This is a genomic window from Chitinolyticbacter meiyuanensis (assembly GCF_008033135.1).
Taxonomy (GTDB): Bacteria; Pseudomonadota; Gammaproteobacteria; order Burkholderiales; family Chitinibacteraceae; genus Chitinolyticbacter; species Chitinolyticbacter meiyuanensis.
In genome coordinates this window covers 542875-557622 of sequence record NZ_CP041335.1, presented here as the reverse complement: position 1 = coordinate 557622, position 14748 = coordinate 542875, and the positions used below count along the sequence as shown (strand labels likewise).

18 protein-coding genes are annotated in these 14748 nt (G+C 66.0%); 9 read left to right on the top strand and 9 right to left on the bottom strand.

The window, feature by feature from the left end; translation table 11 throughout:
• Positions 1-175: 175 nt before the first annotated feature.
• From FLM21_RS02580 to FLM21_RS02570, 3 genes are all read right to left on the bottom strand, one after another.
• A complete protein-coding gene (locus tag FLM21_RS02580) occupies positions 176-1450 on the bottom strand; it encodes an O-acetylhomoserine aminocarboxypropyltransferase/cysteine synthase family protein (RefSeq protein WP_148714065.1) in 1275 nt (424 codons plus the stop codon).
• 83 nt (positions 1451-1533) lie between these two features.
• Positions 1534-1953: a ubiquinone anaerobic biosynthesis accessory factor UbiT gene (gene ubiT / locus FLM21_RS02575; protein WP_148714064.1), complete on the bottom strand. Its 420-nt coding sequence runs from the start codon at positions 1951-1953 to the stop codon at positions 1534-1536.
• Positions 1950-2837, bottom strand: a complete 888-nt coding sequence (locus FLM21_RS02570; RefSeq protein WP_148714063.1) for a U32 family peptidase — start codon at positions 2835-2837, stop codon at positions 1950-1952. Before FLM21_RS02570 ends, ubiT begins: the two co-directional genes overlap by 4 nt.
• Positions 2838-3015: 178 nt before the next feature.
• On the opposite strand from FLM21_RS02570, the gene FLM21_RS02565 reads away from it, so the two are divergent.
• Positions 3016-4185 (top strand): HD-GYP domain-containing protein, encoded by a 1170-nt coding sequence (locus FLM21_RS02565; protein WP_148714062.1) that lies wholly within the window; start codon positions 3016-3018, stop codon positions 4183-4185.
• A 15-nt stretch (positions 4186-4200) separates the two neighbouring features.
• Here the strand turns inward: FLM21_RS02565 and ubiU are convergent, their stop codons facing one another.
• Positions 4201-5199, bottom strand: a complete 999-nt coding sequence (gene ubiU, locus FLM21_RS02560; RefSeq protein ID WP_148717425.1) for a ubiquinone anaerobic biosynthesis protein UbiU — start codon at positions 5197-5199, stop codon at positions 4201-4203.
• 236 nt (positions 5200-5435) lie between these two features.
• On the opposite strand from ubiU, the gene FLM21_RS02555 reads away from it, so the two are divergent.
• Complete coding sequence (locus FLM21_RS02555) at positions 5436-5867, top strand: GNAT family N-acetyltransferase (protein WP_148714061.1); 432 nt, start codon at positions 5436-5438, stop codon at positions 5865-5867.
• Positions 5868-5876: 9 nt separating this feature from the next.
• Here the strand turns inward: FLM21_RS02555 and FLM21_RS02550 are convergent, their stop codons facing one another.
• On the bottom strand, positions 5877-6473 hold the full coding sequence (locus tag FLM21_RS02550) for a short chain dehydrogenase (RefSeq protein WP_148714060.1): 597 nt from the start codon (positions 6471-6473) through the stop codon (positions 5877-5879).
• Positions 6474-6562: 89 nt separating this feature from the next.
• Here FLM21_RS02550 and FLM21_RS02545 point away from each other — a divergent pair, with 89 nt between their 5' ends.
• The 3 genes from FLM21_RS02545 to FLM21_RS02535 all read left to right on the top strand — a co-directional run bounded on the left by FLM21_RS02545 (position 6563) and on the right by FLM21_RS02535 (position 8422).
• Positions 6563-7510: a LysR family transcriptional regulator gene (locus tag FLM21_RS02545; RefSeq protein ID WP_148714059.1), complete on the top strand. Its 948-nt coding sequence runs from the start codon at positions 6563-6565 to the stop codon at positions 7508-7510.
• Between the two features lie 3 nt (positions 7511-7513).
• Positions 7514-7966 (top strand): YaiI/YqxD family protein, encoded by a 453-nt coding sequence (locus FLM21_RS02540; protein WP_148714058.1) that lies wholly within the window; start codon positions 7514-7516, stop codon positions 7964-7966.
• A gap of 108 nt (positions 7967-8074) precedes the next feature.
• Positions 8075-8422 (top strand): hypothetical protein, encoded by a 348-nt coding sequence (locus FLM21_RS02535; RefSeq protein ID WP_148714057.1) that lies wholly within the window; start codon positions 8075-8077, stop codon positions 8420-8422.
• A 19-nt stretch (positions 8423-8441) separates the two neighbouring features.
• Here the strand turns inward: FLM21_RS02535 and FLM21_RS02530 are convergent, their stop codons facing one another.
• Positions 8442-9767 carry a D-amino acid dehydrogenase gene (locus FLM21_RS02530; protein ID WP_148714056.1) on the bottom strand — a complete coding sequence of 442 codons (1326 nt, stop codon included), beginning with the start codon at positions 9765-9767 and terminating at the stop codon, positions 8442-8444.
• A gap of 100 nt (positions 9768-9867) precedes the next feature.
• Between FLM21_RS02530 and FLM21_RS02525 the strand changes: the two genes are divergently transcribed.
• The gene (locus FLM21_RS02525; protein WP_148714055.1) at positions 9868-10356 is read left to right on the top strand and encodes an Lrp/AsnC ligand binding domain-containing protein; all 489 of its coding nucleotides are present in this window, start codon (positions 9868-9870) and stop codon (positions 10354-10356) included.
• Between the two features lie 40 nt (positions 10357-10396).
• Positions 10397-10948 carry a thioredoxin family protein gene (locus FLM21_RS02520; protein ID WP_148714054.1) on the top strand — a complete coding sequence of 184 codons (552 nt, stop codon included), beginning with the start codon at positions 10397-10399 and terminating at the stop codon, positions 10946-10948.
• A gap of 7 nt (positions 10949-10955) precedes the next feature.
• Here the strand turns inward: FLM21_RS02520 and FLM21_RS02515 are convergent, their stop codons facing one another.
• Positions 10956-11435 carry a GNAT family N-acetyltransferase gene (locus FLM21_RS02515; protein ID WP_148714053.1) on the bottom strand — a complete coding sequence of 160 codons (480 nt, stop codon included), beginning with the start codon at positions 11433-11435 and terminating at the stop codon, positions 10956-10958.
• A 72-nt stretch (positions 11436-11507) separates the two neighbouring features.
• Positions 11508-12896, bottom strand: a complete 1389-nt coding sequence (argH, locus tag FLM21_RS02510; RefSeq protein WP_148714052.1) for an argininosuccinate lyase — start codon at positions 12894-12896, stop codon at positions 11508-11510.
• A 195-nt stretch (positions 12897-13091) separates the two neighbouring features.
• Between argH and FLM21_RS02505 the strand changes: the two genes are divergently transcribed.
• Together FLM21_RS02505 and FLM21_RS02500 are read left to right on the top strand one after the other, a co-directional pair.
• Positions 13092-13694 carry an SPOR domain-containing protein gene (locus tag FLM21_RS02505; RefSeq protein WP_148714051.1) on the top strand — a complete coding sequence of 201 codons (603 nt, stop codon included), beginning with the start codon at positions 13092-13094 and terminating at the stop codon, positions 13692-13694.
• Between the two features lie 25 nt (positions 13695-13719).
• The gene (locus FLM21_RS02500) at positions 13720-14388 is read left to right on the top strand and encodes a thiol:disulfide interchange protein DsbA/DsbL (RefSeq protein ID WP_187360055.1); all 669 of its coding nucleotides are present in this window, start codon (positions 13720-13722) and stop codon (positions 14386-14388) included.
• A gap of 67 nt (positions 14389-14455) precedes the next feature.
• Here FLM21_RS02500 and FLM21_RS02495 read toward each other — a convergent pair whose 3' ends face one another.
• A complete protein-coding gene (locus FLM21_RS02495; RefSeq protein WP_148714049.1) occupies positions 14456-14683 on the bottom strand; it encodes a hypothetical protein in 228 nt (75 codons plus the stop codon).
• Positions 14684-14748: the final 65 nt, after the last annotated feature.

The window sequence follows — 14748 nt, the reverse complement described above, 5'->3', positions numbered from 1 at the left end:
CGACAAACCCCTCAAGCTGCGTCGCGCTCGCAAGCCGTACGCCTTGCACTGTCTGCAACCGCAGGTAGTCCGGCTCATCGCCTTTCAGGACGGTTCGCGCGTCAGCCAGAACCGCTGCGCCGGATGTTGCCAGCCGCTCTGCGATGACAACCGGGGCCGCGCCCCGGCCCCGGCGTCAGGCAGCGGCGGCGAGCGCCTGTTCCAGATCGGCGAGGATGTCATCGATGTGCTCGATCCCGATCGACAGCCGCACCGTCTCCTCGGTCACGCCTGCCTTCTTCAGCTCATCGGGCGAGAGCTGGCGATGCGTGGTGCTGGCCGGATGGCAAGCCAGGCTCTTGGCGTCGCCGATGTTCACCAGCCGCGTCACCAGCTGCAGTGCATCCTGGAAGCGTGCGCCCGCTTCGCGACCGCCCTTCACGCCAAAGGTCAACAGGCCCGAAGCCTTGCCGCCGAAATACTTGTCGATCAGCGGCCGCGATTCATGGCCTGGCAAGCCAGCGTAGTTCACCCATTCCACCGCGCGGTGTCCTTGCAGGAATTCGGCCACCTTCAGCGCGTTCTCGCTGTGCCGCTCCATGCGCAGCGCCAGCGTTTCCAGCCCCTGCAGGATCAAAAAGGCGTTGAACGGCGACAGCGCAGCACCGGTGTTGCGCAGCGGCACCACGCGAGCGCGGCCGATGAAGGCCGCCGGGCCGAGCGCCTCGGTGTAGACCACGCCGTGGTAGCTCACGTCCGGCTCGTTCAGCCGCTTGAAGCGCGCCTTGTGCTCGGCCCACGGGAACTTGCCCGAGTCGACGATGATGCCGGCCACGCTGTTGCCGTGGCCGCCGATGTACTTGGTCAGCGAATGCACGACGATGTCGGCGCCGTGCTCGATCGGCCGGGTCAGGTAGGGGGACGGCACGGTGTTGTCGACGATCAGCGGCAGGCCGTTGCGGTGCGCCACCTCGGCGAAGGCGCCGAAATCGACCACGTTGCCAAGCGGGTTGCCGATCGATTCGACGAACACCGCCTTGGTGCGCGCATCGACCAGCGCCGAGATCGCTGCCGGATCGCGGTAATCGACGAAACGCACCTCGATGCCGTACTGCGGCAGCGTGTGCGCGAACAGGTTGTAGGTACCGCCATACAGCGTGGAGGTGGCGATGATGTTGTCGCCCGCCTCGGCGATGGTCTGGATCGCGTAGGTGATCGCCGCCTGGCCAGAGGCCAGCGCCAGCCCGGCGATGCCGCCTTCCAGCGCGGCGACGCGCTTTTCCAGCACATCGTTGGTCGGGTTCATGATGCGGGTGTAGATGTTGCCCGCCACCTTGAGATCGAACAGGTCCGCGCCATGCTGGGTATCGTCGAAGGCGTAGCTCACGGTCTGGTAGATCGGCACCGCCACCGCGCGAGTAGTCGGATCGGGGCTGTAGCCGGCGTGGATGGCCTGGGTGTCGAACTTCATCGTGCGCTCCTGCTTAGGGTGTGGGAACTGACGGCAATCTATCAGCAGGCCTGCGCGGCCGAAAGAAACTTGCGCTTGCTTGTTTATTGCCGTGAGCGATAAGGCTGCAGGCCGGGCCGCAGCACCTGCCAGTCGGTGGCGTCGAGCAGGTTCTTCAGCCGCAGGCCCAGCTCGACATCACCTTCGATACGCAGGCGGCGCTGGAAAAACAGCGTATCCGGATCCTCGTCGCCGCACGCCAGGTGCAGGTAGTCGGCCAGGCTGGCGATGAAGCGGCAATCGGCCGGCGTTTGACCTGCAATGAAGCGTTTACCGTCAAAACCCAGCGTCACGCCACGATCGGGCCCAGCCACCTCGAAGCGCAGCGTGCGGCCCGCCAGCCAGTCGAACGGCTCATGCGGCCACAGCCGATGGCGCAGCAGATTCAGCGCCAGCGCGGCGGCGTGGCTGGGAGGCGTTTCCGGCAGCAGCGCCGCAGCGCGCATCCACAGCGGCGGCTTCATGCCGCCTGCCCCTGCGGCGCCGCGATGCCGGCAGTGCCGCGCCAGTAGCCATCGACCAGGCCCTCGGGATTCCAGCGCGCCCAGTCCGGCGTGACCGCCTCGCCGCGCAGCCGGGCGGCATAGGCGGCAACGATGTCGCCGGTGTGGTTGGCCTGCGGGCTGATGCGCAGATGGCTCACGCCCAGCTCGCCCAGCTCGTCGAGGTGATCCCATAGCGCATGGCACGCGGCGGACTGGGTCTGGATGCCGTTGAGCCGCAGGAATGGTTGTTCGTCCTGCGTCAGCACCATCAGCCCATCCGGATGCTGCTGGCAGACGAACTCGCAGCTGTCCTTGTTGAGGCTGTGATGCCGCGCGGTGAAGCAGCGTGCCGAATGCGCCAGCGGCAGCCGGCCATGGCCGAACACCTCCGTCTCGATCGGCAGCGTGGCTTCGGCCAGCACCGCGGCGATGGCGCTGCCGCCGAGCTCCAGTGGTGGCAGCCAGCGAATGGCACCGGCGCGCACCATCCAGTCCAGCGTGGCGCCGTTGTAGAGGTTGAGCTGCGAACCGGCGACGAAGGCAACGCCGGCCTCGCGCGCCAGTTGCACCGCGCCCAGGTCGCCCGCTTCGGTGAGGCAGCCGCTCTCGACCAGCCGCCGCGCCGCGGCGAGATCGCCGGCCGATTCGATCAGCGCCTGGCTCGCCAGCACCGGCGTCTTGCCCGCTTCCAGCATCAACGCGGCCAGCGACAGCCAGTCGGCAGCACGCAGTTCGTGCCGACGCCCGCATACCGCCTCGCCAAGATAAACCACGTCCACCGGCCAGCCGGCGACGGCTTCGTAGAACGCGAGCGTGGTGGCGCGCGGCCAGTAGTACAGCAATGGGCCCAGTGTCAGTTTCATACTTTCATGTATCCATTCGTGTTGCGTGAAAGAGGCGGAACTGGCGATGCACATCGCCTTATCTCGCTGTTTTATCGGCAAATGTTGACTTTTCCCGCGACAAGCCCAGTATGTAAGAAAAAACTGTTATTCCGACGTGCTTACCAGGGTGGTAGGCATGGTGCGTGGAGGGTAGACGATGGATTTTTCGCGTATCCGGCCCACAGATGTGCAGGTCGGCCAGTCGCTGCCCTGGGATGTCTACGACGAGCGCGGCCTGCTGTTGCTGTCGCGCGGCCAACAGGTGATGGGCGAAGCGCAGCTGCAGCGGCTGCTGGAGATCGGCGTGTTTGCCGAAACCGCCGCACTGGAACGCACGCGCAGCGCGCCGAAGAAGCCTGATCGACTCACCATCGGCTCGGCGCGGCCACCATCGGTGCTGTGCATGCTCGACCTGGTGCGACGCAAGCTCGACCAGCTGGCGCTCAACCTCGCCCCCCTGGTCGAGCAGAAGGCGCTCACCGCTGCCGTCGGCGAATTGGCGGCTGCGGTGGAAAACGGCAGCCGTTGCGACCCCGACGTCTCGATCGCCATGGTGTTGTTGCGCCAGGAAGGTCGCTATGCCACGCGGCACATGGTCAACGTCGCCATCGTGGTGCGGCTGGTGGCCATTTCCATGGGCCTGCCGCCCGAGCAGGTGCGCTCGATGGTCTGCGCCGCACTGACGATGAACCTGACCATGATCACGCTGCAGGAAGTGCTGCAGCAGCAGACCGATCCGTTGTCGCCGACGCAACGCGAGGCGCTGGAGCGCCACCCGGCCGATGCGGTGGCGCTGCTGCGGCGTGCCGGTGTGGACGATCCGCTGTGGCTGGATGCGGTGCTGCACCACCACGAGCATCTCGACGGCAGCGGTTACCCGGCCAAGCTGACCGGCCCTGCGATCACCAGCGGCGGACAGTTGCTGGCATTGGCGGACCTCTTCTGTGCCCGCGTCACCCAGCGGGCCTACCGCGCCGCGGTGGCGTCGAACGTGGCGCTGCGCGGCATCCTGCTCGAGCGCGGCAAGGGCATCGATCCGGTGCTGGCCGGCCATTTCATCAAGACACTCGGCGTCTACCCGCCGGGGCTGATGGTGCGGCTCGCCAATGGGGAGATCGGCGTCGTCGCCAAGCACGGCAGCAAGGCCAACTGCCCGATCGTCGCCAGCCTGATCGGCCCGCGCGGCGCCCCGTTGTCGCTGGTGCTGCGCCGCGATACCTCGGTCGACCTCTACACCATCCGCGAGACGGTCGATCCGCGGGAATTCTCCACCTATGTGCGGCTCGATGCGGTGTGGGGTGATACGGCAAGGCTGGCCGAGGCCTGAGCAGGCACGCATCGTTCACCGCCATGGCCGGCTGTAGGCACCCAGCGTCTGCTGGTGGCCTTCGGAAACGCTGGCAAGCGCGGCATCCCACGACCGCCTCACCGAGAAACCCGGCCGCGCCGCGGCATCGAGCGCCGCGCGCAACGTGGCAGTGACCGCCGCCACGTACGCGGGGCTGCGCTGCCGGCCCTCCACCTTGATCGCCGCAACGCCGGCACGGATCAGCTCGGGCAGGATGGACAGCGTGTTGAGGCTGGTCGGCTCCTCCAGCGCATAATAGGTATCGCCCGCCACATCGAAGCGGCCCTTGCACAGCGTGGGATAGCCCGCTGCCTCGCCTGCGCCGTAGCGATCGATCAGCACACCGGCAAGCCGTGCCTCGGTGCAACCGCCCTTTTCCTGCCAGCGCACTGCATTCGCGGGCGAGCACACGCCGGCAGTGTTGGGCGAAGCGCCGGTGGCATAGCTCGACAGGATGCAGCGCCCCTCGACCATCACGCACAGGCTACCGAAGCCGAACACCTCGATCTCCACCTCGGTCTGCGCGATCACCTGCTGCACCTGCGCCAGTGTCAGCACCCGCGGCAGCACTGCGCGGCGGATGCCGAAATACTCATGTGCCAGCCGGATCGCCGCCGGATTGGTGGCCGACCCTTGCACCGACAGGTGCAGCCTCAGCTGCGGGTGGACGCGATGCGCGTAGTCGAGCAGGCCCAGGTCGGCGACGATGATGGCATCGGCGCCGAGTTCGGCGGCGGCATCGACCGCGCGCTGCCATTGCCGGCTCTGCCCGGCCTGGGCATAGGTATTGATCGCCACCAAGAGCTCGCGGCCGTGGCGGCGCACATAGGCCAGCCCCTCGCTCAGTTGTGCATCCGCAAGGTTGAGCCCGGCAAAATTGCGCGCATTGGTCGCGTCGCGAAAACCCACGTAGACCGCGTCGGCCCCGGCATCGACGGCGGCACGCAGCGCCGGCAGGCTGCCGGCCGGACACACGAGCTTGGGGCAAGGCAGGGCAGACAAGGCACGCACTCCCGGGTGGACTGCAGGGAGCTTAGAGGCCCGCCCCGCCCCGGACTTTGTTCGGGATCAATCCCCGCTTCCGCCGGCCACCACCTTGCTGATGGCGGCGGCAGTCATCGCAGGAAACGACCGGCAAATCCCGATAGAATCGCCCGCGCCCGCTTCCGTCCCTTCAAAGCACGGATTGGGCATGCCATTTCTCATGCCGCCCAGGATCATGAACCGCAATGGATATCCAATTCACCACCGACCTTGATCGCATGGACTGGCCGCGCATAACAGGCTGGCTCGCCAGCAGCTACTGGTCGCCCGGCATCAGCCGGCGCCATGTCGAGCAGGGCGCACGAGCCTCGACCGTGGTGATCAGCGCCTACGTCGGTGGCGAACAGGTCGGGTATGGCCGCGCGGTCAGCGATACGGTGCGCTTTCTTTACTTGGCCGACATCTACGTCGATGAAGCCTGGCGCGGCCGTGGCATTGCCAGCAAGCTGGTGCAGCAACTGTTGGCGCACCCGTTGCTGGAACGGGTAGCCAATGGTTATCTGCTCACCGGCGATGCGCAGCCGCTCTATCGCCGCTTCGGCTTCGAGGCCTATCCGACGCCGGAGCGTTTCATGATCCGGCGCAATCCGCAGGCCCTGGACATCACTGCGGACTGACGCCGACGCTCAATACACGCGGTAGACCCGGCCAGTGTCACGCCCTTCCACGCTGCGGCGGAACGCCAATGCGGCGCGCGCGGCCGGCACTGGCTCGAAGCCGCGCAGGTAGTCGCCGTAGACCGGCAGCGATTCCACCAGCATGCCGGGGCTGACCACGTTGATGCGCAGGCCACGCGGCAGCTCGATGGCCGCGGCGACGGCAAAGGCATCGATCGCGGCCGAGCCCATGGTCATGGCACTGCCGAGTGGAATCGGCTCGTGCGACAGGATGCCGCTGGTCAGCGTGAAGCTGCCGCCGTCATTCAGCACATGCTGGCCCGCCAGCACCACGTTCACCTGGCCCAGCAGCTTGTCGTTGAACGAGGCGCGGTATTGCTCGACGGTGAACTCGGCCAGCGGTGCCATCACGCCGCCACCGGCCGCGATCACCACCGCGTCGAGCGGCCCGGCCTCGCGGTACATCCGCGCCACGCTGTCCGCGTCCTTGATGTCGACCCGCAGATCGCCATTGCTGCGGCCGGCGGTGACGAGTTCATGATTGCTGAGTTCGCGGGTGATGGCCTGGCCCAGTGTGCCGTGGGCACCGATGATGAGGATACGCATGGTGCTGCTCCTTGTTGTTGACGGAAACCATGTTATTCCTCGCCACACCGCGCGATAATCGGCCCACAATCGAACATATCGTCAACCAAATGGAAACAATCTCGAGCGCCGGGCAACAGATGCAGTGGGCAATCGCCTTTGCCGCGGTCGCCGAGCACGGCAGCTTCACCGCCGCCGCCGCTGCGCTTGCCTGCTCCAAGGCGCTGGTCAGCAAGCAGGTCGCGCAGCTGGAGGCGCTGCTCGGCACACAACTGCTGTATCGCAGCACGCGCAAGCTGTCGCTCACCGAGGCGGGGCAGCTCTATCTCGCGCATTGCCGCGATTGGGGCGCCGGGCTCAGCGCCGCACGCCAGGCGATCGCCGAGCTGGGACGGGCGGTGGCCGGCACCGTGCGGCTGACGGTGCCGACGAGCTTCGGCGGTGTGTTCATGGCCGATGCACTGGCCGCGCTGCATGAGCGCCACCCCGGACTGCAGATCGAGCTCGACCTCAGCCGCGAGGTGCGTGATCTGGAAGCGGACGGCTTCGATGCCGCGATCCGCTCGCATCTGCCGCCGCCTGAGCGGCTGGTCGCCAGGCCGCTCGCCATGGCGCAGGACTGGCTGGTGGCCGCCCCCGAACTCGTTGCCCATCTCGGCGTACCGCAACACCCGGCCGACCTCACTGCGTGGCCCTGCCTTGCCAACAGCTTCTTCCGCCAGGACCTGCCGTGGCCGCTATCACGTGGTGGCATACTGCACAGCGCCGCCGGGCCGGTGGCATTGCGCGCCAATGATTACCAACTGCTGCGCAACCTGGCGCTGCGCGGTAGCGGCGCGCTGCGCATCCCTGCCTATCTCGTCGCCGCCGATGTCGCCGGTGGCCGCCTGCAACGCTTGCTGCCCGACTACCAGCTGCCCGCGCAGCCCCTCTACCTGATCTACCCGCAACGCCTGCCGCAACCGGCCAAGGTGCGCGCGCTGGTGGACTTTCTCACCGACTGGTTCCGCCAGCCACAACAAGCCGAGCGGCTGGGCCACGCCGCCGCCAAGGAATAAGCCATGCAGATCTGGGTCGATGCCGACGCCTGCCCCCGCGTGATCAAGGACATCCTGTTCCGCGCCGCCGAGCGCACAGCGGTGCGTACCACGCTGATCGCCAACCAACTGCTGGCCGTGCCGCCGTCGCCATGGATCGTCGCCCTGCAGGTACCGCACGGCTTCGATGTGGCCGACGACGAGATCGTGCGGCGCGTAGCGGCGGGTGATCTGGTGATCACCGCCGACATCCCCCTCGCCAGCGCCGTGATCGAACGTGGCGCCCTGGTGCTGGACCCACGCGGCGAACGCCTCACCCCGGAGAACATCCGCGAGCGCCTCAACCTGCGTGATTTCATGCAAGGGCTGCGCGATGCCGGCGTCGAAACCGGCGGCCCTGCCGGCCTCAGCCAGTCGGACCGCCAGGCCTTCGCCCGCGCGCTCGATACGCTGCTTGCCAAGCGCCCGAAACCGTAACCGGGCAGCATCTGAAACAGCGCGGATTGCGAGAGGGCAATTTGGGCAATGGGCAACGGAACGACGCAGGCATAAGTTGACGGCTTTCAGATGGCAGGAGCACACACGATGTCCACCCCTTTAGACGGCGCCTGGGAGCTTGTGGGCGGACGCTGCGACGACAACGGCGAAACGCTGCACTACGAAAGCCTCGGCATGCGCTCGCGCAAGCTCTTGGCCGGGGGCCATTTCACCTTCGTGAGCCATCAGGGCGAAAAGTTCTGGTCTGCCGGCAGCGGCCGCTACGTGCTCGACGGCGAGCAATACACCGAGACCCCGGACATGGGCACGTTTCCCGCCGAGGCCATGCGTCCTTACGTGTTCCGCGCCCGGGTGGACGGTGACGACTGGCACAACGAGCGCTGGGAAAACGGCGTCTGCGTCGAATACGAGCACTGGCGCCGTATCGGCCGCTAATCCTGCGCGTCTGCCGACCTCAGGCATGCGCCGGCTGCCGGCCACCCTGCGGTACCGGGCGTGGCGCCGCATCGGGGCGCTGGTAACGCGCCAGCGACAGGCCAGCCACATCGATTTCCGGCACCCGGCCGGTGACGAGGTCGGCAACCACCCGGCCCGAACCGCAGGCCATGGTCCAGCCCAGCGTGCCGTGGCCGGTGTTGAGGAACACATTGCGCAGTGTTGTGCCGCACACCAGTGGCGTGCCGTCCGGCGTCATCGGCCGCAAGCCGGTCCAAGCCTCGGCCTGTTCCGGATCGCCGGCATCGGGGAACAGATCGCGGGTGACCATCTGCAATGTGGCGACGCGCGCCGGATCGAGCCGGCGATCATGGCCGACCAGTTCGGCCATGCCGCCCACGCGCAGGCGATCATCAAAGCGGGTCAGCGCGATCTTGTAGGTTTCATCAAGCACGGTGGAGCGCGGCGCCGCATCGGGATCGGCGGCATGGTGTGCCAGCGGCATGGTCAGTGAATAGCCCTTGACCGGGTACACCGGCAGATCCAGCCCCAACGGTGCAGCCAGCACGCGGCTGGCGCAGCCGGCGGCAATCACCAACGCATCAGTGGCCAGCGCCTCGCCATCGTCCAGCTCAATGCCGGTGACGCGGCCGCGCTCGACGATCAGCCGCTCGACATCGACCAGATAGCGGAAATCGACGCCCGCTGCCCTTGCCGCGGTTTCCAGCTGCTGTGTGAACAAGCGGCAATCGCCGGTTTCGTCGTTGGGCATCTGCAGGCCGCCAGCGAGCTTGCCGGACACGCGCTCGAGCGCCGGTTCCACCTCGGCGAGCTCGTCCACATCGAGCAGCCGATGCGGGACGCCGAGGTTCGCGAGAATGGCCGCATCGCGCCGGGCACCTTCCATCTGCGCCGCGCTACGCAGCAGCTGCAGCGTACCAAGGCTGCGCGCCTCGTAGCCGATGCCGAGGCCATCACGCAGCCGCCGCAGTTCGTCGCGGCTGTATTCGGCCAGCGCCACCATGCGCGATTTGTTGCGCTCGTACGCAGCCGGCGTGCAATTGGCCAGCATCCGCGCCATCCAGGCCAGCTGGAACAGGCTGCCATCAGGCCGGATGCGTAGCGGCGCATGACGCTGCAACAGCCACTTCATCGCCTTCAGCGGCACGCCAGGCGCCGCCCACGGCGCCGCATAGCCGGGCGAAACCTGGCCGGCATTGGCATAGCTGGTTTCCTCCGCTGGCGCGGCATGCCGCTCCAGCACCGTCACCTCGCAGCCGGACTGCCGCAGATACCAAGCGGCTGTGACCCCCACCACGCCGGCGCCGATCACCGTGACTTTCATGGTCCACCTCGGATGCGATGCGCATAGTTGATACTCCGAGTATATTGACCAACACTCAGTGCTTTTCTCTGATGATGAACGGTTTTTCGGAGGTTTATCGATGAGAACCCAATACAAAACCGGGCGCGAGCTCGACCGCATCGACTACAAGATCCTCAAGGCGCTGCAGGCCAACGCGCGGCTGTCGATCACCGAGCTCGCCGAACGCGTCGGCCTCACCGCCACGCCATGCGCCGAACGGGTGAAACGGCTGGAGGAATCCGGGGTCATCACCGGATACCACGCCCGGCTCAACCCACAGAAGCTCGACGCCCCGCTGCTGGTGTTCGTCGAGCTCAAGCTCTCGCACAAATCCGGCGAGATCTTCGACGACTTTCGCCGCACCGTGGCCACCATTCCCGAAGTGCTGGAGTGCCACCTGATCGCCGGTGATTTCGACTACCTGCTCAAGGCCAGACTGCCGGACATGACGCACTACCGGCGCCTCCTGGGTGACATCCTGTTGCGCCTGCCCGGCGCCGCCGAATCGCGCAGCTATATCGTGATGGAAGAAGTGAAGGAAACGCAGGCACTGCCGATGCCGGACTAACCGATCAACGCCTCACCCCGATTTCACCAAAGGACACCTCATGGCCCTCACCCCCTCCACCATGCTGCCGCTGGGCAGCCACCTCCCCGGCTTCGAACTGCCCGACGGCGAAGGCCGCATTCATCGCCACGCAGCATTGCCCGGCCCCAAGGGGCTGTTCGTGATCTTCATCTGCAACCACTGCCCGTACGTGAAGCACATCAACGCGGCACTGGCACCACTCGGCGCGGAGTTCGCAGCGCAGGGCGTCGGCATGGTGGCGATCTCGTCGAACGATGTCGCGAGCTATCCGGCCGATGCGCCCGAACTGATGGTCACGCATGCCGCCGAGCACGGCTACACCTTCCCCTATCTCTATGACGAGAGCCAGGCCGTCGCCCGGGCGTTCGACGCGGCCTGCACGCCCGATCTCTACCTGTTCGACGCACACGGCAAGCTGGTCTATCGCGGCCAGTTCGACGACTCCCGCCCTGGCGGCGCACCCGCCACTGGCAATGCCATCCGCGCGGCCGTCGCCACGCTGGTCGCAGGCGAGCCGCCGCTGACCGAGCAGCTGCCCAGCGTAGGCTGCAACATCAAGTGGAAGAATTGAGGCCGGATCAAGCCGGCGCGTAACGGGCCATCGCCGCTGCATCGATCACCATGTCGATGTGGGCGATGCCATCCTCGTCGTATTCGTCACCGGTCCGGATGAAGCCGTGCCGACCGTAGAAGCGTTCGAGGTGGGCCTGCGCGCCGATGCGCTGGCCTTGGCCAGGGTAGCGTGCAGCGGCCTGGCGCAGCGCCTCAGCGATCAGCAGGTGGCCCATGCCGGTGCCGCGTGCCACCGGCGCGATCACCACGCGGCCGAGCGAGGGCTCAGCGTACTTGAGTCCCGGTGGCACCAGCCGCAGGCATCCAAGCAGCCGGCCGGCGTCATCATGCCCGGTCAGGTGCAGAGATGGCGCATCGTAGTCGTCCATATCCGGGTAGGCGCAGGTCTGCTCGACCACGAAAACGTCCTGCCGCAGCCGCAGGTAGTCGAACAGCGTTAAGGCGTCAAAATCGGCAAGCGCGCGCCAGGTCCAGGTGATATGCATGATGTTCTCCCGGGCAAACGATAAGCCCCGCGCGGTGGCGGGGCTATCGGGTATTTCGGCGATACCGGGTGATCAGCCAACCAGCTTCTCGCGCCAGCGGGCCACCTGCATCCGCACCTGGTTCGGCGCGGTGCCGCCGACGTGGTCACGCGCGGCAAGGCTGCCTTCGAGCGTGAGTACCTCGAAGATGTCGCTGCCGATCAATGGCGAGAAGCTCTGCAGCTCGACCAGGGTCAGATCCGACAGATCCTTGCGCTTTTCCTCGGCATAGCGCACCGCGAGCGCGACAGCCTCGTGTGCATCACGGAACGGCAGGCCCTTCTTCACCAGGTAATCGGCGAGGTCGGTCGCAGTGGCGAAGCCCTGGCGGGCAGCGCGTTCCATCGCTTCCGGCTTCACCGTCACGCCGCGCATCATGTCGGCGTAGATGCGCAGGGTGTCGGTCAGCGTGTCGACGGTATCGAACAGCGGCTCCTTGTCTTCCTGATTGTCCTTGTTGTACGCCAGCGGCTGGCCCTTCATCAACGTGAGCAGCGAGATCAGGCTGCCGTTGACGCGGCCGGTCTTGCCCCGCACCAGCTCCGGCACGTCCGGGTTCTTCTTCTGCGGCATGATCGAGCTGCCGGTACAGAAGCGGTCGGCGATGTCGATAAAGCCGAAGCGCGGGCTCATCCACAGGATCAGTTCTTCCGACAGCCGCGACAGATGGGTCATCGTCAGCGCGGCGGCGGCAGTGAATTCGATGGCGAAGTCGCGATCGGACACCGCATCGAGCGAGTTCTCGCACACGGCCTCGAAGCCGAGCAGCTCTGCGGTGTAGCGGCGATCAACCGGGAAGGTGGTGCCGGCGAGCGCTGCCGAGCCCAGCGGCATGCGATTCACGCGGCGGCGGCAATCGGCAAGACGCTCGGCATCGCGGCCCAGCATCTCCACATAGGCCAGCATGTGATGGCCAAAGGTGACCGGCTGCGCCACTTGCAGGTGGGTGAAACCCGGCATCACGGTAGTGGCGTGCTTGTCGGCCAGCTCCAACAGCGAGCCCTGCAGTTCGCCGACGAGGCCGACCAGCGTATCGATGGCGCCGCGCAGGTAGAGACGGATATCGGTGGCAACCTGGTCGTTGCGCGAACGGCCGGTGTGCAGCCGCTTGCCGGCATCGCCGATCTTCTCGGTGAGGCGACGCTCGACGTTCATGTGCACGTCTTCGAGATCGAGCGACCAGTCGAAGCTGCCGTGGCGGATGTCGTCGAGGATGTCGGCCATGCCGCCCTGGATGGCGCGCAGATCCTCTGCGGACAGCACACCCACCTTGTTCAGCATGGTGGCATGCGCCAGCGAGCCCTGGATGTCGACCTCGGCCATGCGCTTGTCGAATGAAACGGACGCGGTGTAGCGCTTGACGAGTTCCGACACGGGCTCGTTGAAGCGGCCGGACCAAGTCTTGTTGGCGTTATCCTGCATGACGACATCCCAGAGCGAGCTTTTGAACGGTCGCGATTATACGGTCCGCAGCACCGCACTGCAGCAATAACAGCAGCTTGTGATCCAGATTGCGCACGCCGCGCCGCCCAGCACCAGCGATCCGCCGTATAATCCCGCGCTTGACCACAGGCACGCGCAGTGACTAGGAACAAAGGCGAGGCAATGAGCAAGGACATGAAGCGTTCCCGCAGTAGCGGTTCCGGTGGCGGCGGTTCGTCGCTGCTGACCGGGCTGTTGATCGGCCTGTTGGCCGGCGTGCTCGCCGCCGTGGTGCTGGCGTTCTACCTGAACCGCGGCAGCAACCCGTTCAGTAGTGCCGGTAAGGAAACCCCGCCGGATGCCGTGGGCAATGCCTCTGCTCCTGCTGGCAAGGGTCCGGAAGTGCTGCGCCCGGGCAGCGACAAAGAGGGCGACACCCAGACCAACTTCGACTTCTACAAGGTGCTGCCGGAACTCTCCGAAGGGCAAGACGCCAAACCGACGTCCGCGCCCAGCCCGGTCCCGGCCCCCGAGGCCAGCGTCCCGGCCAAGGTCGAGGCGCCCAAGGGCACCTACCTGCAGGTGGGCGCGTTCCAGAACGAGCAGGATGCCGACAACCTAAAGGCCAAACTCGCGCTCGTCAGTGTCGAGGCATCGATCTACACAGCGGACGTGCCGGACAAGGGCGTATGGCACCGGGTACGCATTGGTCCGTTCAACAGCCTCGGCGATCTGGAAAGAACACGCGAACTGTTGAAGAACAATGGCGTCGATGGCACCGTGGTGCGCGGCAACTGATACCAAGACCAAAAGGGGAGTAACGATGTTTGCTCGGATGTTGAAGTGGGGTGTGCTCGCAGCCGGCCTGTTGGCGGCTTCGCTGACGTTTGCCGCGACCGAAGGCAAGGAATACAAGCGGCTGGCCAAGCCACAGCCGGTCGCCAAGCCGGGCAAGCTCGAAGTGGTCGAATTCTTCTGGTACGGCTGCCCGCACTGCTTCGCAGTCGAGCCCTATGTCGAGACGTGGGCCAAGAAGCTGCCCGCCGACGTGAACTTCCGCCGCGTGCACGTGATGTGGCCCGGCCGCAGCGATCTGGAAGGCCATGCCAAGATCTTCGTCGCGCTGGAACAGATGGGCATCGGCGAAAAGTACGCCATGCCGGTGTTCCGCGCCGTGCAGACCGATCGCATTGAGCTGCGCCGCGCCGATACGCTGTTCGATTGGGTGAAGAAGCAGGGCATCGATCAGGCCAAGTTCAAGGCCGCGTACAACGGCTTCTCCATGGGCGTGTCGCTGGCCAAGCTGTCGCAGGCCGCGCAGGACTACAAGATCGAGGGCGTGCCGACCTTCATCGTCAACGGCAAGTACGTGACGTCACCCAGCATGGTCGGCACCGAGGACAGCCGCGTGTTCCAGGTGATTGACGAGTTGCTCGCCAAGGAGCGTGGCAGCAAGCCCGCCGCCAAACCGGCGGCACCGGCCAAGAAGTAGGGTTCTCAAGTTGGCAAACAAAAAGGGCAGGAATCCTGCCCTTTTTGTTTGCCACTGCGCAGCACGATCAATCAGGCCGGGCCTGGGCAATCGCCCCCAGCTCAAACAATCGAGCCGCAATCGACACGGCATCCGCCCATTGCGCAACCTCGAACCAGACCTGCTCTCCCGCCAGGATGCAGTCGGTGAACGACTTCGCCGCAATGAGCGACATGCCGGCATGGCGCTGCAGCACCTCGGTGTGAGCGACTTTCTTGAAGCCGGGCAGCCACCCGGAAACAACGACGATAGGCACGAGGCTCGGGCAATCCGTTGGCAGTACATTCGGCGCGTAGAAACAACAAGGGGCGACTTAATCGC